Source organism: Vagococcus sp. (assembly GCF_036639995.1).
Lineage (GTDB): Bacteria > Bacillota > Bacilli > Lactobacillales > Vagococcaceae > Vagococcus.
Genome location: NZ_JAVWHO010000023.1, coordinates 1 through 26,949 on the forward strand (window position 1 = coordinate 1; position 26,949 = coordinate 26,949).

The 26,949-nt window shown below is 33.8% G+C and carries 24 protein-coding genes, 1 pseudogene and 1 other annotated feature; of the genes and pseudogenes, 19 read left to right on the plus strand and 6 right to left on the minus strand.

The features are described from left to right. From RR554_RS07165 to RR554_RS07200, 8 genes are all read left to right on the plus strand, one after another. The coding region (locus RR554_RS07165; RefSeq protein WP_332467708.1) for an LPXTG cell wall anchor domain-containing protein at positions 1–264 on the plus strand (264 nt) is incomplete at its 5' end. 64 nt (positions 265–328) lie between these two features. Beyond that, positions 329–2,068, plus strand: coding sequence for a hypothetical protein (locus RR554_RS07170; RefSeq protein ID WP_332467709.1), 1,740 nt, complete (start codon positions 329–331; stop codon positions 2,066–2,068). A gap of 349 nt (positions 2,069–2,417) precedes the next feature. After that, positions 2,418–2,984 carry an alkyl hydroperoxide reductase subunit C gene (ahpC, locus tag RR554_RS07175; RefSeq protein WP_332463542.1) on the plus strand — a complete coding sequence of 189 codons (567 nt, stop codon included), beginning with the start codon at positions 2,418–2,420 and terminating at the stop codon, positions 2,982–2,984. Positions 2,985–3,060: 76 nt separating this feature from the next. Continuing rightward, entirely contained in the window at positions 3,061–4,737 is a 1,677-nt protein-coding gene (locus tag RR554_RS07180) for an FAD-dependent oxidoreductase (RefSeq protein ID WP_332463543.1), read from the plus strand. A 121-nt stretch (positions 4,738–4,858) separates the two neighbouring features. Beyond that, the gene (gene thrC / locus RR554_RS07185) at positions 4,859–6,313 is read left to right on the plus strand and encodes a threonine synthase (protein ID WP_332467710.1); all 1,455 of its coding nucleotides are present in this window, start codon (positions 4,859–4,861) and stop codon (positions 6,311–6,313) included. 61 nt (positions 6,314–6,374) lie between these two features. Beyond that, positions 6,375–7,202, plus strand: a complete 828-nt coding sequence (locus RR554_RS07190; protein ID WP_332463545.1) for a DUF72 domain-containing protein — start codon at positions 6,375–6,377, stop codon at positions 7,200–7,202. A gap of 11 nt (positions 7,203–7,213) precedes the next feature. Next, positions 7,214–8,056: a Cof-type HAD-IIB family hydrolase gene (locus RR554_RS07195; protein WP_332463546.1), complete on the plus strand. Its 843-nt coding sequence runs from the start codon at positions 7,214–7,216 to the stop codon at positions 8,054–8,056. Between the two features lie 14 nt (positions 8,057–8,070). After that, on the plus strand, positions 8,071–8,577 hold the full coding sequence (locus tag RR554_RS07200) for an HAD family hydrolase (RefSeq protein ID WP_332467711.1): 507 nt from the start codon (positions 8,071–8,073) through the stop codon (positions 8,575–8,577). A gap of 128 nt (positions 8,578–8,705) precedes the next feature. Here RR554_RS07200 and RR554_RS07205 read toward each other — a convergent pair whose 3' ends face one another. Genes RR554_RS07205 through RR554_RS07220 form a run of 4 tightly spaced genes read right to left on the minus strand, consistent with a single transcriptional unit; the run spans position 8,706 to position 11,713 of the window. Then, on the minus strand, positions 8,706–9,494 hold the full coding sequence (locus RR554_RS07205) for an energy-coupling factor ABC transporter ATP-binding protein (protein ID WP_332463548.1): 789 nt from the start codon (positions 9,492–9,494) through the stop codon (positions 8,706–8,708). A 10-nt stretch (positions 9,495–9,504) separates the two neighbouring features. Next, complete coding sequence (locus tag RR554_RS07210) at positions 9,505–10,356, minus strand: energy-coupling factor ABC transporter ATP-binding protein (RefSeq protein ID WP_332463549.1); 852 nt, start codon at positions 10,354–10,356, stop codon at positions 9,505–9,507. Beyond that, the gene (locus RR554_RS07215) at positions 10,344–11,099 is read right to left on the minus strand and encodes an energy-coupling factor transporter transmembrane component T (protein ID WP_332463550.1); all 756 of its coding nucleotides are present in this window, start codon (positions 11,097–11,099) and stop codon (positions 10,344–10,346) included. The genes RR554_RS07210 and RR554_RS07215 overlap by 13 nt, the downstream gene beginning before the upstream one ends. Positions 11,100–11,113: 14 nt before the next feature. Further along, positions 11,114–11,713, minus strand: coding sequence for a hypothetical protein (locus RR554_RS07220; RefSeq protein ID WP_332467712.1), 600 nt, complete (start codon positions 11,711–11,713; stop codon positions 11,114–11,116). 173 nt (positions 11,714–11,886) lie between these two features. On the opposite strand from RR554_RS07220, the gene RR554_RS07225 reads away from it, so the two are divergent. Next, a complete protein-coding gene (locus RR554_RS07225; protein ID WP_332463552.1) occupies positions 11,887–12,441 on the plus strand; it encodes a CD3072 family TudS-related putative desulfidase in 555 nt (184 codons plus the stop codon). 47 nt (positions 12,442–12,488) lie between these two features. Here the strand turns inward: RR554_RS07225 and RR554_RS07230 are convergent, their stop codons facing one another. Then, the gene (locus RR554_RS07230) at positions 12,489–13,841 is read right to left on the minus strand and encodes an aspartate kinase (protein WP_332467713.1); all 1,353 of its coding nucleotides are present in this window, start codon (positions 13,839–13,841) and stop codon (positions 12,489–12,491) included. 341 nt (positions 13,842–14,182) lie between these two features. On the opposite strand from RR554_RS07230, the gene RR554_RS07235 reads away from it, so the two are divergent. The 10 genes from RR554_RS07235 (at position 14,183) to RR554_RS07280 (ending at position 25,851) form a co-directional block, all read left to right on the plus strand. Continuing rightward, on the plus strand, positions 14,183–15,907 hold the full coding sequence (locus tag RR554_RS07235; protein WP_332467714.1) for a septation ring formation regulator EzrA: 1,725 nt from the start codon (positions 14,183–14,185) through the stop codon (positions 15,905–15,907). 108 nt (positions 15,908–16,015) lie between these two features. Further along, the gene (locus RR554_RS07240) at positions 16,016–17,167 is read left to right on the plus strand and encodes a cysteine desulfurase family protein (RefSeq protein ID WP_332467715.1); all 1,152 of its coding nucleotides are present in this window, start codon (positions 16,016–16,018) and stop codon (positions 17,165–17,167) included. Positions 17,168–17,179: 12 nt separating this feature from the next. Continuing rightward, positions 17,180–18,397, plus strand: a complete 1,218-nt coding sequence (gene thiI, locus RR554_RS07245; RefSeq protein WP_332467716.1) for a tRNA uracil 4-sulfurtransferase ThiI — start codon at positions 17,180–17,182, stop codon at positions 18,395–18,397. A 192-nt stretch (positions 18,398–18,589) separates the two neighbouring features. Further along, positions 18,590–19,252 (plus strand): redox-sensing transcriptional repressor Rex, encoded by a 663-nt coding sequence (locus tag RR554_RS07250; protein ID WP_332463557.1) that lies wholly within the window; start codon positions 18,590–18,592, stop codon positions 19,250–19,252. Between the two features lie 78 nt (positions 19,253–19,330). Then, positions 19,331–19,822, plus strand: a complete 492-nt coding sequence (gene tpx / locus RR554_RS07255) for a thiol peroxidase (protein WP_332463558.1) — start codon at positions 19,331–19,333, stop codon at positions 19,820–19,822. Between the two features lie 42 nt (positions 19,823–19,864). Further along, positions 19,865–20,066 (plus strand) — a binding site (T-box leader). 58 nt (positions 20,067–20,124) lie between these two features. Beyond that, positions 20,125–22,764 carry a valine--tRNA ligase gene (locus RR554_RS07260; protein ID WP_332467717.1) on the plus strand — a complete coding sequence of 880 codons (2,640 nt, stop codon included), beginning with the start codon at positions 20,125–20,127 and terminating at the stop codon, positions 22,762–22,764. Between the two features lie 23 nt (positions 22,765–22,787). After that, positions 22,788–24,077: a bifunctional folylpolyglutamate synthase/dihydrofolate synthase gene (locus RR554_RS07265; protein WP_332467718.1), complete on the plus strand. Its 1,290-nt coding sequence runs from the start codon at positions 22,788–22,790 to the stop codon at positions 24,075–24,077. Beyond that, on the plus strand, positions 24,078–24,743 hold the full coding sequence (locus RR554_RS07270) for an HAD family hydrolase (protein WP_332467719.1): 666 nt from the start codon (positions 24,078–24,080) through the stop codon (positions 24,741–24,743). 52 nt (positions 24,744–24,795) lie between these two features. Next, positions 24,796–25,476, plus strand: coding sequence for a RadC family protein (radC, locus tag RR554_RS07275; protein WP_332463562.1), 681 nt, complete (start codon positions 24,796–24,798; stop codon positions 25,474–25,476). Positions 25,477–25,650: 174 nt separating this feature from the next. Beyond that, a complete protein-coding gene (locus RR554_RS07280; RefSeq protein ID WP_126790969.1) occupies positions 25,651–25,851 on the plus strand; it encodes a cold-shock protein in 201 nt (66 codons plus the stop codon). Between the two features lie 62 nt (positions 25,852–25,913). Here RR554_RS07280 and RR554_RS07285 read toward each other — a convergent pair. Next, positions 25,914–26,949 (minus strand): annotated as a pseudogene (locus RR554_RS07285) (hypothetical protein); the annotation flags it as partial.

A 26,949-nucleotide genomic window follows, 5' to 3' on the forward strand; every position in this document is an offset into this window, starting at 1 on the left:
CAAAAAAATAAAAATACAGGAAGTAGTAACAATAGCAACAAAAATGGTAATAAGGGAGTAATGCCAATGGCTTATAACCAAACTACAGGTTCTGGAACAGGTGGAAAAAATACTTCTGGAGCAAGTGGGCAAAAAGGAAAATTACCACAAACAGGTGAATTAGAAAATAGCTCAATGACAGCAATCGGGCTAGGAGCTTTACTTGGTGCATCGACATTATTCTTTAGAAAAAGAAAAGAAGATGAAGAAGCCGAAGAAAGATAAGTAGGATTGATGACCTAAGATGTAAAGTCTTAGGTCATTCGTTGAGAAATAAGGATGATAATATATGGAAAAAAAATTATCTTTTAATTGTACTTTTACAGAAAGTAAACCAGAAAAAACGAGTGCATCAAAAGTAGAAAAGAATCTGGAATCAATTGTATTTAACCCAGAATTTCAGCAAAAGCTAACTTCTTTAGAAGACGAGTATGATCAAATTATTGATAAAAAAAATAAAATTGAAGAGACAATTATTCATGAATTATACAGTGAAAAGAAAGATTTAGTAGGCGATTTTGATCAGCTAAAATTTGAGATTGAATTCTTAAAACAAGATATTGTGCATTACAAGAAACTAATCAAAACATTAGAGAAACAAAATATTGCCTTTAAAAAAGAAGTCTCAGAAAATATTAGTCGTCTTGATCAATTGACACAACAATTACAAGAAATTGATGCAGAAGTTGCAGCGATTGATAAACGAATTCAAAGAGTTCAGCGTATTTTAAATGTTGATGAAGAGAAATTAGAAAACTCAATATCATTTTCTGATTCGACAACGTCTTTAATTGAAAATATTTCTAGTCGAAGAATTAAATTAGAAGAATTAGAAATGAACAAGAAAAAAATGGTTGAACGCAAGTATACATTTGAAGAATATCTGGACAATGAAAAAGAAGCAGTTGGACAATTGATAGATGTCTTACAAGAGTTTGATGTAAGCAACCAAGTTAAAAAAAGTGAAATAGAAGAAAATATTAAGCACGCTGAAATCAGAATTGAAGAAGCAACAAGAGAATCAACCGCCTTAGCAAGTCAAAAACAATATATTGAAAGTCGATTAGTGGATTTAAATGGGAACTCAAAAGGAATCCTTAGTAACATTTTGAAAAATGAAGCGTATGTACTAGTAACTGATGAGCTACCTAAAAAATTAAGTCAATCAGAAGCAGAGTCAATAAGAGCGTGGAACAAACTGCTTCAACTAAATAACAATGTTAAAATTGCAACACTTGAATTTGATTCAGAAATTTTATCGACAGTAACAAGATATAGACAATTAGGTTGGTTACCTCAAAATGTGCGTATTTACAATCTATTTAACGATTTACTTGGCGTAAAAAGAACTCGTCCAGTAACACAAGATTTAATGGATCATCGTAAAGAATCACTTCGCCCATTTTTTGCTAAAGAAGAAGATGGTGTGAAATATTATTATGACAACAAAGAAAATACAATGCTAACTGTAAGAGAACAAACAGAAGATAATTTAGAATATTATCATTTTGTTAACGACAACCGAGAATTTACAGAAGTTTACAACGAAGGTAGCATTGTTATGGATAGAGAAACAGTTGAAGGGCTACACGAAATTCAACGCTATTATGATGCTAATGGTGAAGTTATTTTAACCATCAAAGCTGGAGTAGAAAAATTAGAGTATATTAGATATCAAGATATCAACTTCCGCTCACACCAAGAGTTACTCATTTATTGGTTAACTCATTTTATTGAGAAAAATTCTGCGATAAATTTAATTGTGGATCAAACGTCTCAATTATTTGAAGAGCAAGGTTTGTTTAAACAAAATGGAATTAATCTTGTTCCACTGATTCAAAATGTTCAAAGTAAAGAAGACATTCAACAATTTGTTGCTAGCAATCATTTTGAAGAAATCTTTATCATTAATCGAGATGTATTTGAAGAGATTGAAGCGTATCTAAATGATGATTGTTTAATTCGGATTTTAGATGGAAATGAAAGTGTTAAACAATCAAAACCTCAAATTGTTATTGATAGTAAATAAGATAAAAAAGAAAGTTAAAAGTTGATTTGCTTTAGATTAAAAAAGCAGACTTTTGCTTTCTTTTTTAGTTATCAACATAAAAAAACTGTATATAGTAGGAACGAAAAGGGAACAAACACTATATATTGTGGATAAGTCTGTTGATATGTGCATAAGTCTATAAAAACCTAAAAATCATTCTCAATTGAAAAACTCCGTTTAAATAAGGAGTTACCTATTGAAATGTTGTTTTAATAGTGTTTTGTGACTTAGGTTGATAAAAAGTTAAATTATAATAATTCTTTTGACAAAGTTATTTTAGTTTGGTAGGATAATAGTGTAATAAATAACAAGTAGGAGGAATTTTTAAATGTCTAACATGATTAATACAGAATTATTTGATTTCGAAGCTGAAGCTTACCGCCAAGGTAAATTCGTAACTGTAAATAAAGAAGACGTCTTAGGTAAATGGAGTATTTTCTTCTTTTATCCAGCAGACTTTTCATTTGTTTGTCCAACTGAATTAGGTGATCTTCAAGATCATTATGCTAAAATTAAAGAACTAGACTGTGAAGTTTACTCAGTATCAACAGATAGTCACTTTGTGCATAAAGCATGGGCTGATGCAACAGATACAATCGGAAAAATTGAGTACACAATGTTAGCTGATTCAAATGGGAAAATCAGCCGTTTCTTTGGTGTGATGGATGAAGAAGCAGGACAAGCATTTAGAGGTTCTTTCGTTATAAATCCTCGTGGTGAAATTAAAGCATATGAAATCCATGACATGGGAATCGGTCGTAATGCAGAAGAATTAGTCCGTAAATTAGAAGCAGCCATTTTTGTTGAAGAGCATGGAGATAAAGTATGTCCAGCAAACTGGAAACCAGGTGAAGATACGATTGCACCAAGTTTAGATTTAGTAGGTAAAATCTAAGTTCGATTGAAAACAAAAAATAGTGAGAGACTGGAGCCTTTATTTTCCGGTCTCTTTTTTTAAGAGGATGATGAAAATGACAGAAAAAATCTATGATTTAGCTATAATTGGTGCTGGGGCAGCTGCCTTATCAGCAGGTATTTACGCAGGTCGTTCTATGTTAGATACTGTAATTATTGAAAAGGGTAGAATTGGTGGACAAACTGTTACGACGTCTATGATTGCAAACTATCCTGGTATTAAAGATGGGAATGGACCTGAAATTATTGAAGAAATGCGCGAACAAGCAGCAAGTTTTGGGTGTGAGTTTGTGACAAAAGAAATCATTGAAACTAAACTATCAGAAAATGTAAAAATTTTAGTCGATAAAAACGGTCAAGAAATCAAAGCATACTCAGTGATTGTTGCTACAGGAACATCTCGTAATAAAATCGGCTTTCCTGGTGAAGTAGAATTTACAGGTCGTGGTATTGCTTATTGTTCTACATGTGATGGCGAACTATTTACGGGAATGGATGTCTTCGTATTAGGTGGAGGATTTGCAGCCGCTGAAGAATCTGTTTATCTAACTAGATATGCTAAACGCGTTCATATGATTATCCGTGAACCTGATTTTACATGTGCACCAGCTACGGCAAATTTAGCAAAAGAACATCCCAATATTGATATCACATATAATACAGAAGTTAAAGAAATATCAGGAGACGGTGTTCTTCAAAAAGCTGTTTTTGTTAATAACGAAACAGGCGAAGAAACGAGTTTTGAAGCCTCTGAAGAAGACGGTTCATTTGGTATGTTTGTATTTGCAGGAAGTAGTCCAAATACAACCATTGTTAAGGGACAAGTAGATTTAGATAGTCGTGGCAACGTACCAACCAATGATAATATGGAAACAAATTTACCAGGCGTTTATGCAGCCGGTGATTTGCGCGTGAAAGAGTTACGTCAAATCGTAACAGCAACTGCCGACGGAGCCATTGCAGCGACAAAGGCACAGCAATATGTTGAAAAGTTAAAAGAAGAGTTGGGCATTGAAGTTAAAGTAATTGCTAAGCCAAAAGAAACTAAAAAGGCAGAAGAAAAGCCAGCTAAAAAAGAAGCAAGTACCCAGACAACTCCAGGTACATGGTTCCCAGATGCGATGAAAGAACAATTAAAAGGTATTTTTGCTAAATTAACTAAACAAGTGACGTTGTTACATATTTTAGATGTAGATAATCCAAAATCGGTTGAGTTAGCAAGTTTTGTTAAAGAGTTCTCTGAGTTAAGTGATAAATTAACCCTTCGTTCAGTTGTATTTGGCTCTGATACTGCTTTAGAAGAAAAAATCCAATTAACTCGCATGCCATCAGTGGCTCTTCTTGATTCAGATGATACCTTTACAGGAATTAAGTTTAGTGGTATTCCAAGTGGGCATGAGTTAAATTCGTTAGTTCTAGCTGTTTATAATGTGGGAAGTGAAGGACAAGAAATAGACCCAGGAATTAAGGATAGAATTCAAAAGTTAAAAACAAATAAAATCGAAATTTGTGTTTCCTTAACGTGTCATTTATGCCCTGATGTTGTGGCAGCTTGTCAAAGAATTGCATCGGTTAATCATAATGTAACGGCTGAAATGATTGATACAAGTCTTTTCCCAGAACTTAAAAAAGAAAAGAAAATCATGAGTGTTCCAGCGATGATTATTAATGATGAAAAAGTTATTTTTGGTTCAAAAAATATAGAAGAAATATTAGCTGAATTAGAAAATTAAATAGAAATAAAGCAGGTTGACTTAATTTATCATACGAGTCAATCTGTTTTTTTGTTATAATTAAAATTAAAATAGTATGAGAATATGGTATACTTTTGAAAAGTCTTTAAGTTGGAGGTAATTGAATATGATGTATCAAAGTACACGAAATAAAGAGGAGCAAGTAACAGCATCTCAAGCCATTTTAAAAGGATTAGCAAGTGATGGAGGTCTATTTGTTCCAGTTGATATACCTAAAGTTGATATTAAGGAAGTTGGATTTTTTAACCAAACCTATCAAGAATTAGCTTATAAAATTATGCAACCATTTTTGTCAGATTTTACAGAAGAAGAATTGAAAGAATGCATCAACCGAGCTTATGATGATAAATTTACAAACGAAAAGATAGCCCCATTAAGAAAAGTAGGGGAAGATTATTACTTAGAACTTTATCATGGTTCGACATTAGCTTTTAAAGATATGGCATTGTCTATCTTACCGTACTTAATGACAACAGCCGTTAAAAAACAAAAAATTGATAATGAAATTGTTATTTTAACAGCAACATCAGGTGATACAGGGAAAGCTGCGATGGAAGGTTTTTCTGATGTTGAAGGAACCAAAATAATCGTTTTTTATCCTAAAGATGGTGTGAGTGACATTCAAGAAAAACAAATGGTGACACAAAAAGGAAACAACACATTTGTTGTTGGGATTAATGGTAATTTTGATGATGCTCAAAAAGCAGTGAAGGATATGTTTGAAAATGACAAATTAAATAAAGAATTAGCTAGTAAGAATAAACAGTTTTCTTCAGCAAATTCAATTAATATTGGCCGTTTAGTACCGCAAATTGTGTATTATTTTTATGCCTATCAACAACTGATTGAATCAAAAGAAATAAGCCTTGGAGAATTAATCAATGTGTCGGTTCCTACAGGTAACTTTGGTAATATATTAGCTGCCTTTTATGCCAAACAAATGGGACTTCCTATTGATTATTTAATTTGTGCCTCTAACAAAAATAACGTTCTAACAGACTTCTTTAGCAGTGGTCATTACTCTAGAAACAGAGATTTTTATGTGACTAATTCGCCTTCAATGGATATATTAGTATCAAGTAATTTAGAAAGATTGTTATATGAAATAACAAATAAAGATGCTAACCGATTAAGTAGGTTAATGACTGATTTAAAACAAAGAGGAGAGTATTCATTAGACCCTGTGGAATTTAAACGATTAGACGGCTTTTTTGCAGGCTTTACTGAAGAAGAGAAAATAGAAACGATTGTTAAAGCCGTTTTTGAGCAGACCAAAGAGGTCATTGATCCACATACGGCAGTGGCAAAAAAAGTCGCTGATGAGTTTGATAAAAATCAAAATAAAACGGTAATTGTCTCAACAGCAAGTCCATTTAAGTTTCCAAGAGTGTTCACTGGAAAGGTTGAAGCTGGCTCTGAAATTAAAGCGTTGCATGAAATCAGTCAGTTACCAATTCCTAAAGTTATCAGTGAATTAGAAGACTTAGAGATTAGACATCATCATGTGGTTGAGTTATCTGAAATGGAAGATAAAGTCTTAGAGTTTCTTAGATAGATAAGTTAAGTTGCCGATTTTTTTAGCAAGATTTGTTATAATGATATCAGAGGTGTTGTAAATGATAAAAATAGGCATGACAACCTTTGATGAACATGGTAGTTTGATGAATAAAGCAAAATTAACGTTAGAAGAATATGCGTCGTATTTTCCTGTTGTAGAGCTGGATACGTGTTTTTATGGAATAAAATCAGCTAAAACAAGTCAAGGATGGGTTAAGAGAACACCTGATAGTTTTCAGTTTATTGTGAAAGCATATAAAGGAATGACAAAGCACAGTAGTTGGTCGGATTATTATTCGAGTGAAGAAGAAATGTTTATAAGTTATCAGGAATTTTTAGAGCCATTAAAACAAGCTAAAAAATTAAGTGCTGTGTTATTTCAATTTCCCGCGTCTTTTAAATGTACCAAAGAAAATATTAATTATTTGAAAAAAATTCGAGAGTATTTTCCTGAAGAATCTCTTGCAATAGAATTCAGAAATGGCACTTGGTATGATGAAAAGGTAAAGACATCTATGTTATCTTTTATGGAAAAGCATCAATTGTCATTAACCATTGTAGACTCACCACAAGTTGCTAGGCATTCTGTTCCTTTTGATTTGACGGTAACTAATGACACATATGTCTTTGTTCGTCTTCATGGAAGAAACAAAGGGAATTGGTTAGATAATAGTGATGAGTGGCGAAGTAAACGAAACCTATATTGTTACTCAGAAATAGAATTAAAAGTGTTAGGTGAGCAACTTAATCAGGTGAAGGCAAAAGAAGTAGTAGTTATTTTTAATAACAATTCAGCAAGAGATGCGGCACCTAATGGGCTGTTGCTTAAAAAAATACTAGGCGTTGAATATATGGGATTAAATCCCAATCAGACGTCCTTATTCTAAAGGAGAGACCAATGATAAAAGCAGCTTTTTTTGATATTGATGGTACGTTGTTAACAAGTAATGCAGAAGTGTTACCTTCTACATTAAATGCAATAGAGAAACTACATCAAAAGGGGATTATTTGTTGTATTGCTTCTGGAAGGGGACCTAAACGAATAAAAAGTTTGATTGGCAATATTCCGATGGACGCCTATGTTCTTTATAATGGGCAAATTGTTTTTTCACATGATACGGGTATTTATGAGCATTATTTTTCAAATGAAACCTTAGAAAGATTAGCTAGTTTTGGTGATTTAGAAAATCGCCAAATGGTTTTTGGAGGTAGAAAAGATTTTTATGGAAGTCCGTCAATGCGTATGGGGCAAAGACGACTTATCAAGCAACTATATCATTATTTACCAGATAGAATCTCTGTGAAAGATTTAGAAAATGTTTTAGAAAAATGGCAAATTTTACCTAAAAATGATCATAAGTTCATGTCCCTTCCTATTTTTTCACAGCCGATTTATCAGTGTGTATTGTTAAGTCCAGAAAGTGAAACAAAACGCCTAACGGAGATGTTTCCTGATTGTCATTTCACTCGTTCCAATCCTTATTCTGTTGATATTATTCCAAAAGGTGGCTCTAAAATTGAAGGTATCAGAAAAGCGTTAGAGCACTATGGTATTACAGAAGAGGAGACAATCGCTTTTGGTGATAGTTGGAATGACACTGAAATGATAAGAGAAGTGGGAATGGGTGTAGCTATGGGCAATAGTTCAGAGGACATTAAAGCGTTAGCGGATTATGTGACAGATACTAATAATAATGATGGCATTATGAAAGCACTAAAGGATTTAAAGATTATTAGATAGAAAGAGGTTAATGAATGAAGACACCTTTTGAGCAGGTCAAAGAGTTTCATCAGGCGTTTGATCCTGTGAAACATCAAAAAGTAGTGGCACTAGATAAAAAAACAGCTGAGTATCGTAGCGGCTTTAAATTAGAAGAAATTATAGAGTTTTTATATGCAGCAAACAATGGAGATGAAGAAGGTTTTAAAGAAAGCGTTGATTACTTAAAAGAAACTATTGATGTAGAAGCTAAGAAAGTTCTTGAAAAAAAGAAATCGGTTGAACCGTTAACGGATGAAGTTGATGCGCTTATTGATTTACTTTATTTTACCTATGGGTCTTTTGTGATGATGAATATTGATCCTGCACCAATTTTTAATCTTGTTCACCAAGCGAACATGGGAAAAATTTTTCCAGATGGTTTACCGCATTATCATGAGGTTACAGGAAAAGTCTTAAAACCAGACAAGTGGGAAGATGAGTTTGCTCCAGAACCTAAAATAAAAGCAGAAATTATACGTCAAATCAATCAAGATAATTAAAAAAGTCCGCCTACATAAGTTTTCGCTGAGTCAGTGAAATTACTTATAGGTGGACTTTTTTTTACGTTTAATTTTAAACTTAAAATTATGAAATTTTTTACTCATATTGAAAAAATTTCATGATGTTGTCATAACTGTTTTGCTAATTCTTCCATAGTTAGAGCGCCATTATCAAAATTGGCTAAAGAGGATAGAAGTTTTGGAACAAAAGGTTGATCTAATCCAGCAGATTGGAGCAGCTCTTGATCGTAAAAAATATGATTGATTTGGTCATCTTTGATGATTGATTTGTCTTTTAAAACAATCGCTCTTTGGAAGTTTTCGGCAACGAATTCCATGTCATGAGAAATCATTAACACTGTTATTTTCTTTTCTTTGAGGTAATTCAATATATTTTTCAAAATTTCTTTTCCTTTCTTTTCTTGACCGGCAGTGGGTTCATCAAAAATAATGTAGTGAGGTTTTTGTAAAATAATACTAGCAATTGTAACAAATTTTCTGGTAGACCACGGTAGATTGTACGGGTGAGAGTCCAGTTCATCTTCAAGAGAGCACAAGGCAATAACTTCTTTAAAAAAAGCATTATCTTCGTATGTTTTATGGGGATAGATGATTTCTTTTCCAACAGTTGAAAGAAAAATTTGGTCATCTGGATTTTGAAAAACATAGCCGATAAGTTTGGCTTTTTCTTGATTTTTCATGGTGTAGACTTCTTGTGAATTAATTAGAACACTACCTTGTTCAGGTTTAAACAAACCGCAACACAATTTGGCAAACGTGCTTTTGCCAGCACCGTTTTCACCAATAATGGCTAAGGATTCACCTGTATTAACAGTAATACTAGCATTCTCTAATGCCCATTCACTATCAGAAGAATATCGATACGAGACATTGTCAAAAACAATTGCTTCTTTCATTTCTAAAAACCTACTTTCTGCTTCTGTAAAAAGTTAATATTTCTTCAATGTCATCTTTTTTAGTTGGAAGACTTTCTAATTGATAGGTATCTTTTAGCAGTTTTCCAAGTTCTAACATTTTAGGCATCTCTACGCCAAAACTTTCAAGACGTTCATCTAAAAAAGCGACTTCGGGTTTTTCATCGATAACGATTTTTCCCTCATGAATAACAAGGATTCGTGAGGCATAGTCGTATAGATAATCTATTTTATGTTCGACTAAAAATATGGTTTTCCCACGAGTATTATTTGCTTTTAATAAGGCAAATATCTCTTTTGTTGCAGCTGGATCTAGTTGTGATGTCGGTTCATCTGCAATTAAAATGTCAGGATTCATAGCAAGAACTGAAGCTAACGCAACTTTTTGCTGTTGTCCTCCTGAAAGATACAAAGGATGTTTATCCTTAATATCAGTTAAATCTAATTCTTCTAAAGTGTTATTAACGAGAGTTATAATGTGTTCTTTTTCAATACCCAGATTCTCCAAACCAAAGGCAATCTCATGAAAGACTGTGTCTTCAATACCGCTCATTTGTGTAAATGGATTTTGAAAGACATACCCAACTAATTGGGCGATATCAGAAAGTTGATTAAGCTCATTAACAACTTGATTATCGATGGTAATGTTACCAGAGAAATCTCCCTTATAAAAATGAGGAGCAAAACCTCGTAATGCATTACAAAGTGTGGTCTTACCAGCTCCGTTTTGACCAACAATACCAATAAATTCGCCTTGATTAACAGTTAAAGAAATGTCATCAAGAATGGGTTTGTCTGCTAACGGGTATTGATAGGTTACGTTTTGACAAGTTATATAACCCATGTTGTCACCACCTTAAGAATAACTAAACTAGCACTACTAATTAAAGATAACCAGATAATAAATCGGTCCAGTGCTTTTTTATCATAAGAATTCAAATAAACTTTTTGATTTTTTGAAAAAAAAGCTCTTGTTTCAAGTGTTAAGGCTCTTTCCTCAGTTGCCATTAAAGAACTTAAGATTAAAGGCGTTATTGTTGGAAAGAATGCTTTAATTCGTGTAGCTAAACTTCCACTCATTTCGATACCTCTAATTTTTTGTGCTTGCATAATGGCTTTTGAACGTTGCACAATTTGAGGGACTAACATCATAGTGGCAAGTAATACGTAAGTCACCGATTTTGATACGCCAATTTCTTCTAATGCGGTAGTGAATTCTTTCACTTTAGTAACGTGAAAAAAAACTAGAATAAAACTTGAAATCAAGCACAACCTGATAAGTAAATTAACAGCAAATGACACTGACTCAGTTGAAATTCTAATGATGAACCAAGAAAAAAGTAAGTTTTCTCCAGGCTTAAATAATATTTGCATAATAAACATCGGCATAAATAAAAATAAATTGGTAAAGAAAATCTTTTTCAAAAGTGCCACTTTCCTAGGAACAAGTACAAACAAACAAACAAGGATAAAAAATAAGGCGATAATAACTTTAGTTGTTGGAAATAAATTAATTAAAAACAAGATAAAAGTTATAATAGCTGCTTTGGTTAATGGATGAATACTTTCTAAAGAAAATGTTGTCATAGGTATCCTCTTTTTTATTTTTTTCTATTTTTAAGATAAACAGGGCCACAAGGATACTTGATTAATAAACGCTCAGGCATGCTTTTAACAACGAGTAAACTTAAAATAATAGAAAGAGATTTGTCTGCTAAATTAGAAACAAAGACAACACCAAAAATTGATTTAACCATTTCTTGTCCATTAGCTAGTAATGTGGCAATAATAAGAGAAGAACCATCTCCAGTGATACCACCGTAGAATGTAATACGAACAAAACTACCAATAATTGCAACAAGTAATCCAGTAATAATCATGGCTAAAATAGCTTTTGGTACAGAAGTGAACCATCCTTTTTTAGAGAAAATACCAACAGCAATCGCTAATCCTAGACTAACTAAAATAAAGGCAAAGTAACCAGGGCTTGTGATCATACTAACAAGTTTACCTGCAAGTGCGGTTGAAATACCTACCCAAGGACCTGCAAGAACACTACTTAAAATTGTTCCAATCGTGTCCAAATGTAGTGGTAATTTTAGAGCACCGTTAATTTGTCCTCCGATAAAGTTGATGGCAACGCCAATCGGAATTAATAAAATAGTCATAGAATTAAAATCTTGTTTAATTTTGTTAAACATTAAAAACCAACCCTTCAAAATAAATAGTTATTTATATAAAGTTGATCCTCAAAATACAACTACTTTATTATGTTATTCACATGTTGTTATAAAATCACCCCTCTGTTATTATTTAATTAAGTAATGTACTTTAAAGAAGAACAATACATACAACGTTAAAAAAGGAGAAAAAAATGAAAAAAATACTCTATGTTGCTCACTGTTTATTGAACCCTTCTGCTAAGTTGCAATCAGATGAAGCTTCTTTAGCTGCTGAAGATAAACTTAGAAAAGAAGTCTTAGTTAAAGCTATACAGCAAGACATCCACATTGCTCAACTGCCTTGTCCAGAATTTACTTTGTATGGACCAAGAAGATGGGGGCATGTGAAAGATCAATTCAATAATCCTTTTTATAAAAAACATTGCGTCTCTATATTAACACCTATTCTAGATGAAATGGAAGCGTATTACGAAGAAAAAAGTCTTTTTGAAATAATTGGTATTATTGGAGTTGATGGGAGCCCTAGTTGCGGTGTTGACTGTACGTACCGCTCTGAGTGTTGGTTAGGTGAGTTTGATGGGCGTAAAAGACCGATTGAAGAGGATTTGCAGACAATCGAGCGTGTCGATGAACGTGGCGTATTTATGGCTGTTTTAGAAGACGAATTAAAAAAACGTCAGCTAGATATTCCATTAGTTGGTCTTTTTGCACCAGAAAAAGAAAAAGTATTGTCGTTGTTTGATTAAAAAATAAGAGGCGAAAAAAATTAATCTTTTTTCGTCTCTTATTTAATTTATGCTAAACAGAAAAATTCGTAGTATAGAGCCTTTATAGCATCTTTTTCTTTGGCATCTGAAATGGCAAATAGGATACTCACCTCAGAAGATCCTTGGCTAATCATTTCTAAGTTAATGTTATTTCTAGAAAGAGCAGAAGTAGCTCTTGAAGCAACTCCGATGTTATTTCTCATCCCTTCACCAACTAAAGCAATCATACTAATATCATGCTTGACCACAAGCTCATCTAGATCAAGCTCTGTTCTAAGTCTAGTTATTAGTTGTTCTTCAATGGCTTCATTTAATTGGTTTTTACGCATAATAATCGTCATGTCATCAATCCCAGAAGGAATGTGTTCAAATTGCAAATTTAGCTCTTTTAAAATTTTTAAAACAGAGTAGCCAAACCCGATTTGACGGTTCATTAAATACTTGCTCAAATAAATACTTGTAAAACCAGAATCACCAGCAATACCAACAACAGATTCTTCCTTAGTAGAGCGTTTAAAAGAAATACGAGTTCCTGGTGCATCAGGGTTATTGGTATTTTTAATCACAACAGGAATATTTCCTTGGTAAGCAGGCATTAAGGCTTCATCATGTAATACAGTAAAACCAGAATAGCTTAATTCACGCATTTCGCTAAAAGTGAGTTCTTTAATAGCGTGACAGTTAGGAATTAATCCAGGATTTGCTGAATAGATAGCATCAACATCTGTAAAATTTTCGTAGATATCTGCTTTAATCCCAGCAGAGATGATCGCCCCAGTAACATCAGAGCCACCTCTTGAAAAGGTACAAATATTGCCTTCATCAGTATAACCAAAAAAACCTGGTATAACAGCGACCTTTGTTAATTTTCGTAAGTTGTAAATAGCTTGATAGCTTTCTTTTTTTATAATGGCATCTCCAGGAATGTCTTCTACAATTAGTCCAGCATCCTTTGGATTAACATAAACAGCAGGTGTTCCTTGGCTAGTTAGAAACTCTGCAATCAACATAGCGTGGCAGTTTTCACCACTTGATTTAAATAAATCCATAATACGTGGTGTAGATGTTAATGTTGTTTGTTTTAAATTTGTAATATATACGGCAATTTCTGGAAGTGCTTTTGATAAGTTAAGTGCTTCACTAATCTCATTAAAGCGAGCGATAATGGCTAGCTCAAATGAACGTGTGTCGCGTTTTTCTAAAAAGGCGTTGGCGTAATCTATTAATAAATCTGTCACTTTTATATCGTTTTTATTTCGCTTGCCTGGTGCTGAAACAATGATGAACCGTCGTTCTGAATCAGCTTGAATGATGGCTAATACCTTTCTTAATTGTGTGGCATCAGCAACCGAACTTCCCCCGAATTTTGTTACCTTCATTTTAAATAACCTCCTAAATAAAATTAATTAAGTTAAAGGATACCTAAGAGGGAAGTTAAATGCAACAAGTAAAAAATGAATCATGAAAAGTTATGAAAAAAATTGATAAAATGAATGGATAATTGTGTTTTCAATGAAAAAAAACGTTAAAATGGTAATTTATTAGTGATAGAAAGAAGTGAATGTGATATAATCTTTCTTAGATGTAATTTTCTAATATAGAGATTGATTGCAAAGAAAGACAGGCTTCAAAATATCCAAAAGCTGGAAACTTTGATAGCTGTTTTTTTTCTGGTGAGACGAAAGGGTAGTGGTGACTAACATTATATGGAGGAAATTTCATGAATACTAAACTTTGGTTATGGCTATTATTAATTGTTGTAATCTTAGCTGCTGGACTATATTTGGTAGCTTTTTTTATGAGACGAAAAAATCAAGACCGACTGGAGGAGTTAGAAAAACGTAAGATTGCGTTGTTTGATTTACCAGTTTTAGAAGAAGTTGATAGCGTCAAAAAAATGCACTTAGTAGGCCAAAGTCAAAACACCTTTAGAGAATGGAACCAGAAATGGATTGACATTTCTACCATATCATTTGCAGAGCTGGAAAGCCTTATTTTTGAAATTGAAAATTTAAATGAAACATTCCGCTTTATGAAAGTGAAAGATGCGATTGAAGAAGCAGAAGTCACTCTTAAGAGCATGGAATCTGAAGTTGAAGAAATTCGCCAAGGATTAAGTGACTTAAAAGAAAGCGAAGTAAGAAACTCAGAAGCTGTACAAGAAGCGTTAGATGCTTATGAAGCAATTAGCGAGTCAGTGACATCTGATTCTGAAAAATACGGTGTTTCTTATAAAGAATTAGAAAAACAAATTCAAAATGTTGAACGTGATTTTACACAATTTGTTGCTTTGAATACGGCTGGTGATCCAATGGAAGCCCGTACAGTATTAGAAAAAGCGGAAAGAAGAACATATGAGATTCAAGGAATAATTGATCAAGTACCACCTTTGTTTGAAACATTAGATAAAGTATTTCCTAAACAATTAAAGGAAATTAAAGATGGTTACGAAGCATTACAAAAAGACCATTATGTCTTTGAAAATGACATCGTTCAAACTAATGTTGAAAAATTAGATGGTAAAGTACGTTCTACTCTAATGAACTTAGAAAAATTAGAAGTAGATAATGTTGGTAAATTAAATAGCGAAATCGCTAAAGAAATTGACCAATTGTATGATGCAATGGAAAAAGAAATTCAAGCACGTCATTATGTGAATGAAAACAAAGTTACTTTAGTTAACTTCTTGGAACATGCAGATAAAAACAATCATTTATTACTAATTGAATTAGACCATGTATCTCAAAGTTATGTCCTAAATAACAACGAATTAGGTAAAGTTCGAGGATTCCAAGCACAAATGGAAGAAATGCAGAAAGAATTCGATGCAGTAGAAGAAAAACTTAAAAATAAAAAAGCAGTCTTTTCACAAGTCGCTGCGTTTTACCGTGAGAGTCTAGATCAATTAAAAGATATCGAAGAAGAACAAATCGAAACTGGCCAATCAATCAAGGACTTTGCTCCTCGTGAGAGAGATGCCATTAAGAAGATCGATGACTATGAATTAGAGTTGCGAACATTGAAGAGACATATTGAAAAGCAACGTTTACCTGGAATACCAAGTAGCTACCTAGAATTTTTCTTTGTAGCAGGCGAAAGAGTTGAGGAGTTAAGTCGCGAACTTAACAAGATTAGAATAGATATGAATCATATCGATAGATTAGTTGGTCTGTGTGAAGAAGATATTGCCACACTTAACGAGAAGACGAACAATTTAATTGATAGTGCTGCTTTAACAGAGCAAATGATTCAATACGCTAACCGTTTCCGTTTCTCTCATCCAGAAGTTAAAAATGCGATTGATCGAAGCTTAAGTTTATTCTCCAGAGAACATCTTTATCAAGATGCTTTAGATACTATTTCTGAAGCAATTGAAAGAATTGAACCTGGAGCAACAGAGCGAATTAGAAAATACTATTTTGATAATAAAGATAATATGATTTAAACAGTAGCTTAGTCTACTGTTTTTTTCTTTAAAAAAACAAGTAAAAGTTGAAGGAATATTATCAAGGCGTTATAATGAAACATGAATTTTTAGAAATGAGTGACGAAAATGATTTATTTTGATAATAGTGCAACCACGGCAATTGATAAAAGTGTGCTGGAAACATATAAAAGAACAAGTGAAAGATTTATCGGAAATCCCTCTAGTTTACATCGCTTAGGTGAACAGGCAGGAGTGTTACTTGATAAATCAAGAGAACAAATTGCTACACAATTAGGTGTTAAAAAAGAAGAATTGTTTTTTACTAGCGGAGGAACAGAAAGTAATAATTGGGTATTAAAAGGAACAGCAATTGAAAAAAGACCATTTGGTAATCATATTATTATCTCATCTGTTGAACATCCGTCAGTGACTGAAACAGCTAAGCAGTTAGAAAGCCTTGGATTTGAGGTATCTGTTATTCCTGTTTCAAAATCAGGTGTGATTGATGTTTCAGCTTTAGAAAAGTTGATAAAAGCTGAAACAATCGTTGTTTCCACAGTGGTGATTAATAGTGAAGTTGGTATTATTCAACCAATCAAAGAAATTAGTGAGGTACTGACCAAGTATCCATCCATTCATTATCATGTGGATGCGGTTCAAGCGGTTGGAAAAATTCCAACAACAGATTGGTTAACAAGTCGAGTAGATTTTGCGAGTTTTTCAGCACATAAATTCCACGGACCAAGAGGTGTTGGAATTCTTTACTGGAAAAAGGGGTGTAAACTAGCTCCACTTTTAACAGGTGGTGGTCAAGAGAATAATAAGCGCAGTACAACAGAAAATACGCCAGGAATTGTGAGTTCAGCACGAGCATTTCGGTTATTATTTGAAGATGCTGATTTAAAAGAGAAGCAAATGCGACGTATTAGAAATTACATTGCAGAAAATGCTGCTAAATTTCCAAATGTAGTGATGTTTTCTCCTGAAACTAAAAGCATACAAGCTCCCCACATTTTATGTTTTGGTATTAAAGGTATTCGTGGGGAAGTTCTTGTTCATGCATTAGAAGATAAAGAAATTTTTGTCTCAACTACAAGTGCCTGCTCAAGTAAGAAGAAAATGTCTAGCAGTACACTTCACGCCATGGGTGTGCCAAGTAAAGAGGCTGAAACAGCTATTCGTGTTAGTTTAGATGAAAGAAATACGCTAGCAGAAGCAGAGCAATTTTTGATTGTGTTAAAACAGCTACATGATAAGTTTGAAAAAATTAACGGATAAAAGGGAGATAGTATGAAATATACTGAAATAATGGTGCGCTACGGCGAACTATCAACTAAGGGAAAGAATCGACGGTTATTTATTAGTCAACTTTCTAACAATGTTAAAAAAAGTTTACATGAATTTGATGAAATTAAAATCCAAGCTGACCGCGACCGGATGCATTTGATTTTAAATGGGGCAGATAGTGATCAAGTTATGCCTCATTTGACATCAATTTTTGGGATTCAAAGTTTTTCACCTGTTATTCGAGTGGAAAAAGATACTGATGTTATCTGTCAAACTGCTATTGATATGGTAAAGGAGATCTGGACGGAAGGAATGACGTTTAAAGTTCAAAGTCGTAGATCAGATAAGAAATTTATCTGGGATAGTAATGATATGAACCGGGAAGTGGGCGGTGCGATTTTCCACGGCATTGAGGGAATCGAAGCAAAAATGATTCAACCAGATATTCGCGTAGATGTTGAGGTCAGACAAGAGGCAGCTTATTTATCATGTCAAACGATTTTAGGAGCTGGAGGTTTACCTGTTGGCTCAAGTGGTAAAGGGATGTTGATGCTCTCAGGAGGGATTGATTCACCTGTTGCTGGATATCTAGGGATGAAACGTGGCGTTGAAATTGAAGCTGTACATTTTTATAGTCCACCTTATACAAGTGAAAAAGCACTACATAAAGCTAAAGATTTAACAGTTAAATTAACACCATATGTTGGTGGAATTAAGTTTATTACCGTTCCTTTCACTGAAATTCAGGAAGAGATTAAGAGAAGTGTTCCATCTGGTTACTGGATGACAGTGACAAGACGATTTATGTTGCGTTTAACAGATCAAATTAGAGAAAAAAGAAATGGCTTAGCGATTATTAACGGAGAGTCTTTAGGACAAGTGGCATCTCAAACAATGCATAGTATGTTAGCAATTAATGAAGTTACTACAACACCAATTATTCGTCCGGTAATTACACTAGATAAAAGTGAAATTATCAAAATTGCTGAAGAGATTGATACATTTGAATTAGCGATTCAGCCATTTGAGGATTGTTGTACTATTTTTGCTCCACCTGAACCTAAAACAAAACCAAAATTGGAAAAAGTTCTTCATTATGAAGAGCGATTAGATGTTGAGGGAATGATTGAACGTGCGATGGCAGGTTTAGTTGTTGAGGAAATAAAATCCAGTGATAATTTCTTAAATTACGTGTCTGAAGAGATGGATGATTTATTTTAGGTAGTATTTACTTTAAAAGGTAAGTTAAATGAAAAAAGAAGTTGATATTTTAAAATTCAACTTCTTTTTTTACGTCAAAATGAATAAAAAAGCCTAAAATTACGACCTATTTTCACAAATTCATTGAAATGTGAAAACTAACGTGATACACTAAATGTGAAAACAGTCACAATAGAATTAAGGAGTGTAGAAATGGGTAATTTAAAAAAAGATCATACCATTCCAAAGGCAACTGCCAAAAGAATCCCCTTGTATTTTCGTTATTTAAAAACCTTAGATCAAAGTGGAGTAAAACGAATTAAATCAAAAGAATTTAGTAAAATGATTCAAATTCCGTCTGCGACAATTCGTCGTGACTTCTCACATTTTGGTGAATTAGGACGTAGTGGTTATGGTTATGATGTCCCGTATCTTATCCAAGTTTTTAGCAATATTTTAAATACTGAAATTGAAAAAAGAATTGCTTTAATAGGTGTTGGTAATTTAGGAAAAGCGTTAATAAATAATAACTTTAGAAAAAATACGAATTTAAATATTGTTGTTGCTTTTGATGCAAATCCAGACCTTATTGGCACAACAATTAACGACATCCTTATTGAAGATATTGCCAAAATGGAAGAGATTATTAAAAAGGAAGCAATCTCAACAGTGATTATGACTGTGCCAAGTAGCAAGGCACAAGAAGTGATTGATTCTGTTGTAGAAGCAGGTGTGACAGCAATTTTAAACTTTGCACCAAAACGTTTGAGAGTGCCTCACAATGTTCAAGTCCAGTATATTGACTTAACAACAGAGCTTCAAACCTTGATTTATTACGATGAAAATTACAATCATCCAGATTTAGAAACAGTTTAAACAGCAAGCATCTCTTTTGTCTTTTAGCTATTCTTTCTCTATACTAGAGTGAGAATAAAGATAAGGGAGTGTTTTTTTATGCAAGTTACATTAAAAGGTCAACCATTAGATTTAGAGGGAATTCAACCAGTCGTCGGAAAAAAAGCAGAAAACTTTTCTTTAGTAGATTTAAATGATTCTTTAGTAGAATTAACAGAATTATTAAATAAACCACTTATTGTTAGTGTGGTTCCAGATATTGATACGAGTGTTTGTGCAATTCAAACTAAACGCTTTAACCAAGAAGCTGCTTCTATCACAGAAATTAACTTTGTGACAGTTTCAAATAATACTAAGGAACAACAAAGTAATTGGTGCGCCGCTGAAGGTGTTGAAATGACAATGCTTCGTGATGAGGATGTTGAATTTGGTAAAAATTACGGTTTATTTATTCCAGAGATCAATCATTTAGCAAGAGCTATTTTTGTTATTGATCAAAATGGTGTAATTGCTTACGAAGAAATCGTTCCAGAAATTGCGCAAGAGCCAGATTATCAAAAAGCGATTGATGCTGCTAAAGCGTTAATTTAAATTGACGTAGTAGCCGTTTCATTGTAAAATAAATGAAATAATAAAAATGCTTAGATTAAGAGGAGTAGCACTTGTAAATATGTATAGAAAGAAAACCCTTGGCTGAAAGGTTTTCCGTTGAAGAGTGTGAAGGTTGCTTAGGAGCTGAAACTTTTTTCGATTAGTGATCGTTAACTCACTCTTAAGTGATAGTGTGTTTATGCACTATAATCTAGGTGGTACCGCGTGTAAATTCGTCCTAAAGTAGAAATACTTTAGGGCTTTTTTTATTGCCGAATGTTAAATAAGAAAGGAAAGATACTATGACAGAAGAGAAAAACTTAGCATCAAAGTTTGATCCGAAAGCCGTTGAAGAAGGACGCTATGAAAAATGGCTAAATACAGATGTATTTAAACCAAATGGAGATAAAACAGCTAAACCATATTCAATTGTTATCCCACCACCAAACGTAACAGGAAGACTGCATTTAGGTCATGCTTGGGATACAACGCTTCAAGATATGATTATTCGCCAAAAAAGAATGCAAGGCTTTGATACATTATGGGTACCTGGTATGGACCATGCCGGGATTGCTACACAAGCTAAAGTAGAAGAAAAATTACGTGCTGAAGGTGTGACACGTTACGATTTAGGTCGCGAAAAATTTGTTGAATCAACTAAAGAGTGGAAAGAAGAGTATGCTGGTCATATTCGCGAGCAGTGGGGAAAACTTGGCTTATCAGTAGACTACTCTCGTGAAAGATTCACATTAGATGATGGACTATCAGATGCAGTAAAAAAAGTTTTTGTGAAATTATATGAAAAAGATTTGATTTATCGCGGAGAGTATATTATCAATTGGGACCCACAAGCAAAAACGGCTCTTTCTGATATTGAAGTTATCCATAAAGATGTTGAAGGCGCCTTTTATCACATGTTCTATCCATTAGCTGATGGCAGTGGAAAATTAGAAATTGCGACAACTCGTCCTGAAACAATGCTTGGAGATACAGCTGTTGCTGTCCATCCAGAAGATGAGCGGTATAAAGAGTTAATTGGTAAAAAAGTTATTTTACCTTTAGTTGATAAAGAAATTCCAATTATTGCTGATGAGTATGTTGAAATGGATTTTGGAACAGGTGTGGTTAAGATTACACCAGCTCATGACCCTAATGACTTTGAGGTAGGTAATCGTCATAATTTACCACGTGTTAATGTGATGGATGCTAGTGCGGTGATGAATGAAACAGCTGGTAAATATGCTGGTATGGATCGTTTTGAAGCTCGTAAAGCGGTGGTAAAAGATTTAGAAGAATTAGGCTTGATGAAAAAAATCGAAAAACATGTACACAGTGTAGGACATTCAGAAAGAACAGGGGTTGTTGTTGAACCACGTCTTTCAACACAGTGGTTTGTTAAGATGAAACCATTAGCTGAGATGGCGATTAAAAATCAAGAAACAGATAATAAAGTAGAATTTTATCCACCACGTTTTGATCAAACGTTCTTAACATGGATGGAGAATGTTCATGATTGGGTAATCTCTCGTCAGTTATGGTGGGGACATCAAATACCAGCGTGGTATCACAATGAAACAGGCGAAATGTATGTTGGAGAAAGTGCCCCAACAGACATTGAAAACTGGACGCAAGATGAGGATGTTTTAGATACATGGTTCTCAAGTGCTCTATGGCCATTTTCAACGATGGGTTGGCCAGATGAGGAGTCAGAAGACTTTAAGCGCTACTTCCCAACAAGCACGTTAGTGACAGGCTATGACATTATCTTCTTCTGGGTAAGTCGGATGATTTTCCAAAGTTTAGAATTTACTGGAGAACGCCCATTTAAGCAAGTCTTAATGCATGGTTTAATTCGTGCAGAAGACGGACGTAAGATGAGTAAATCTTTAGGTAACGGAATTGACCCAATGGATGTGATTGAAAAATACGGTGCAGATGCACTTCGTTGGTTCTTATCAAATGGTTCAACTCCTGGTCAAGACATGCGTTTTAGCTATGAAAAAATGGATGCCTCATGGAACTTTATTAATAAAATTTGGAATGCTTCACGTTTTGTTATCATGAATTTAGAAGGTTTTAATTACGAAGACATTAATCTTGATGGCGAAAAAACAGTGGCAGATAAATGGATTTTAACACGCCTTAATGAAACAATTGATAAAGTGACACTCTTCTTTGATAGATTCGAATTTGGTGAAGCAGGACGTCAGTTGTATAACTTCATTTGGGATGATTTCTGTGATTGGTACATTGAAATGAGTAAGGAAATTCTTTACGGTGAAGATGAATCACAAAAGAATATGACTCGTAGTATTTTGACGTACACATTAGATAAAATTTTGAAATTACTACATCCAATTATGCCGTTTGTGACAGAAGAAATCTGGGAAAAAATTCCACATACTGGAGAGTCTATTGTAACAGCCGTTTATCCAACAGTGGTCCCTGAATTATCTGATGAAACTTCAGCACGAGGTATGGAAGTTTTACAAGAGTTGATTCGTTCGGTTCGTAACATTCGTGCTGAAGTGAATACACCAATGTCTAAACCAATTACGTTGTTAATTAAAACAAATGACAAGAAAGTTAATTTATTCTTCAATGAAAACACAAAATACATTGAGCGTTTCTGTAATCCAGAAGAATTAGTAATTGCTGATAATGTGGAAGCACCAGAGTTATCAATGAGTGCTGTCATTACAGGTGCTGAAATTTATTTACCATTAGAAGATTTAATTAATATCGAAGAAGAAATCAAACGTCTTGAAAAAGAATTAGATAAATGGACTAAAGAAGTTGAGCGAGTACAGAAAAAATTAGGTAATGAGCGTTTCGTCTCTAGTGCACCTGAAGCAGTTGTTGAAGGTGAGAAAGCAAAAGAGAAAGACTACTTAGAAAAACAAGCAGCTGTTACAGATCGTATTGCTCAATTAAAAAAATAAATGAAGATATAGGTGGTTAAAGGATGAATTATGAAGAAACAGTAGCCTGGATTCATGACCGCATTAAATTTGGTATCCGTCCAGGATTAATCAGAATCGATGAATTATTAAATAGATTAGACAATCCACAACATCAACTAAAAACAGTTCATATTGGTGGAACCAATGGGAAAGGGTCTACGACAACATTTCTTCGTTGCTTACTTGAAGAGCAAGGACTACAAGTCGGCACCTTTACATCCCCTTATATCGAAACATTTAACGAACGTATTGCCATTAATGGTGTGCCAATTCCTGATGATGACTTGGTTAGCTTAGTTGAAAAAATTAAGCCCCTTGTTGAAGACATGGATACAGTTGAAGAATTAAAAAATGCGGTTGAATTTGAAATTTTAACGGCGATTATGTTCCAGTACTTTCTTGAAAAAGAAGTGGATATTGTTTTAGTTGAAGTTGGGCTTGGTGGACGTTACGATTGCACGAATGTCATTACACCACTGGCTTCAGCCATTACAACTATCGGCTTAGACCATATTGATATTTTAGGTGACTCTCTTGAAGAGATTGCTTCTCAAAAAGCAGGAATTATCAAACAAGACGTTCCTGTTGTTATTGGTAAAATGGATGATGTGGCTTTTAACGTCATTAAAGAAGAGGCAGAATCCTTAAATAGCCCAATGTATCGTTACGATGTGGATTTTTCAAGTAAATATATTCAACCTGATGACAGCTGGGGTGAAATTTTTAATTTTAGATCAAGTTCATTAGATTTGTCTCACGTGACGATTAGTTTACTTGGAAAACATCAGGTGGATAACGCTAGTGTGGCAATTCAGTTGTATGATATTGTTTCAAACAAATTAGGTTTAAGCACTTTAAGTAAAGATATTCAAAAAGGTTTGAAAAAAGCGTTCTGGCCAGGTCGAATGGAAAAAGTATCTGACGAGCCGTTAATCGTACTTGATGGCGCTCATAATGATCATGCAATGCAAGTAATGGTTAATAATTTAAAAACAGAATTTAAAGGTCAGCATATCCACGCCATTTTTGGGGCACTTTCGACAAAAGATATTGATTCAATGATTAAAGATTTAAAAACAGTTCCTCATCTTGATCTGAAAGTAACAGCGTTTAATTATCCAAAAGCTTTTACAAAAGAGCAATATGAAGAGATGGGGCTAAATGCTTATTCAGAATGGCAGAAGGCACTTGCAGATTCGTTGGAAGAATTAACGGGTGATGATTTGATTTTAGTTACTGGTTCTCTTTACTTTATTTCTCAAGTAAGAGAAACCCTTTTAGGAGGAAATTAATTGAAGAAAATTAATGGTGTTATTTTTGATATGGACGGTTTGATTTTTGACACAGAAGCTATTTATTGTAAAAGCAATGTGGCTATGGCAAAAGAGTACGGCTTAAAAGAATACGACGAAGCTTATTACCGAACTGAAATTGGTTTAAGTGAAGAGCATGCGTATCAAAAATATTTAACAGATTATGCGTATTTACCCGAAGAAACGATTCAACAGTTCTTTAAAGAAAGTCGTAGCAAAGTAAGCAAAACTTTTAAAGAAAATGGTGCTCCTTTAAAACCAGGCGTTGTTGAATTATTAATTTACCTTAATCAAGAAAATATCCCTTGTATTGTCGCTTCAAGTAACACAAGAGTAGCGATTGACCAGTTACTTGAAAAAGCTAATTTGAGAGATTACTTTGTTGATACTGTCTCTGGAGACGAAGTGACTCATGCTAAACCACATCCTGAGATTGTAGAAGTAGCTGTAAAAAAATTAAACACTAAAGCAAGTGAAACAGTGATGCTAGAAGACTCTTTAAATGGCATTAGAGCCTCTTTTTCAGCAAATGTACCTGTTATTATGGTGCCTGATTTAATTGCGCCAGATGAGGAAGCATTAGAGAAAGTCTATGCTGTTAAAAAAGATTTATTTGAAGTAAAAACATTAATCGAAGAAAAATAAAAATTTTCCCCCTTTTATCGTATGTTTATTATGAGATGAGAGGGGGATTTTTTTGTCATTATCTGTTAAAGAATATCACGAGGAACTCCAACCAAGAGAAAGATGTAAAAAATATGGTGCTGAAAATTTAACACATCAAGAATTACTAGCGATTATTTTACGAACGGGTAGTAAAAATCAAAATGTATTGGAATTATCCAATCAAGTCCTTACTAATTTTGATAGTTTATTTGAGTTGAAAATGGCAAGCATTGAGGAGCTAGTCAAAATTGAGGGAATTGGGGAAGTTAAGGCAGTAGAACTTCAGGCTGTCATCGAGTTTGGAAAAAGACTCGCTTTAAGTTACCGAGAAAAACTTGGGGTGATTGTCTCAAGTAGTGAGCTTGGAAAAAGATTGATAGAAGAGATGAAAGATTATCAGCAAGAGCATTTACTCGTGTTATATTTAAATACAAAAAATGAAGTATTAAAAAAACAAACTGTGTTCATTGGTTCATTAAATCAATCGGTTGCTCACCCACGAGAAATCTTTCGAATTGCTGTCAAATGTGCGGCTGCAAGAGTCATTGTCGTTCACAACCATCCGTCTGGAAACCCTAATCCTTCCAAGCAAGACATCGCTTTCACGCATCGTTTAGTTGAGTGTGGAAAATTAATTGGAATAGATGTTTTGGATCATCTGATTATTGGTGAGAACAGTTACATTAGCATGAAAGAAACTGACATAATTTAAACAAAAACGTTTACTTACGTACTTGCATTTAGATTATAGTTGCGTTATGATTGAATTGTAATTTGGTTTTGGGATTCAATAGAAGTTGTAACACACATGTTTCAACCACCTCTATCGACCGAAAGCAAGTATACAAAATATCATTTAGTGCTTAAGGCACGAGGAGGAAATATAATGGCTCAAGGAACAGTAAAATGGTTTAACGCTGAAAAAGGATTTGGATTCATCCAACAAGAAGAAGGTAACGACGTATTCGTACATTTCTCAGCAATCGAAGGTGACGGATTCAAGACTTTAGAAGAAGGTCAAGCAGTGAACTTTGAAGTCGAAGAAACAGACCGTGGCCCTCAAGCAGCTAACGTTACTAAAGCGTAATTTAAACTTTAAATTAACAAAAAGTGTAAGTAGATAGCTACTTACACTTTTTTTGTCTATTTTTATCTGTAATCAGCTATACCAGCGGCTTGATGGAAGATAACATCTTCGTTATAGTAAACGTCCAAATTGTTATACATAGGAGTATCTCCTGAAACACCGCCCAATAAGTCATGGAACTTATGATATTTATTAGGTTGAATAATAACGGTTTGAGGATAGCGAACAGGTATTAATGTGTCTTCACTACTTCGACCAGATTTTTTATGTAGACTTAAATTATCCGTTGAAACTGAGATAGCCTCATTAGATGTATTTGTAATAATCAAATGATAAAACATTGCAGGGCCATCTGTGCTGCCTTTTTCCATTTGAGCTGATATATCAGTTTTTGTCGCTACTTTACTTTCTAAATTTGCTTCAGCAATATACTCTTCACTAATAACTTCCCATTCATTTGCTGTAGTCACGTCTTTTTTCTCTAGATGTCCATTTGAATTAACACGGTACTGATAAGTCATTTTATCAAAAGCCCCTGTTGGAACTGGCAAGTACTCAGAAACAACGAGATACCCTTCAACCATACTAGTTTGAAAGCGATCCTTCTTCTCTAAACTATCACTTGGAGCTCCGTTTTGAGTTAAATAATTTTTAATCCAAGCCACAACTTGTGTTTCTGTTAAATTTTTAGTATCGATTATTTCTTTCTCTGTAGTTTTAACTTCGGTATTTTTCGTTTCTTTAGGTAAATTTTTTCCAGTTGTGACGAACTTTTCGACTAGTTTTTGATAGTCTTTGTATTGATTATCCAATTCTTTTTTTGTCCACTCAAGAGGATACTCAGAAGAGGTAGCATCTGATTTAGCAGATACCGTGTCGGTTTCAATTTTTAATAAAAGGGTAGTATCCTTTGCTTTTTGAGAGAGCTTATAATTTTTTTCGTCTTTGTTATAAGAAAAAAGAGTAGGTGATTCTTTTGTTAAATGGTAAAAAACATCATCAACAGAGGCATCTTTTTTTGAAAAATGTGTCATATAGGCTGCTGCTGCATACTCCTCATCAGAAAAAAGAGGTTTTTCTTCTTTTGCTGCAACTGTT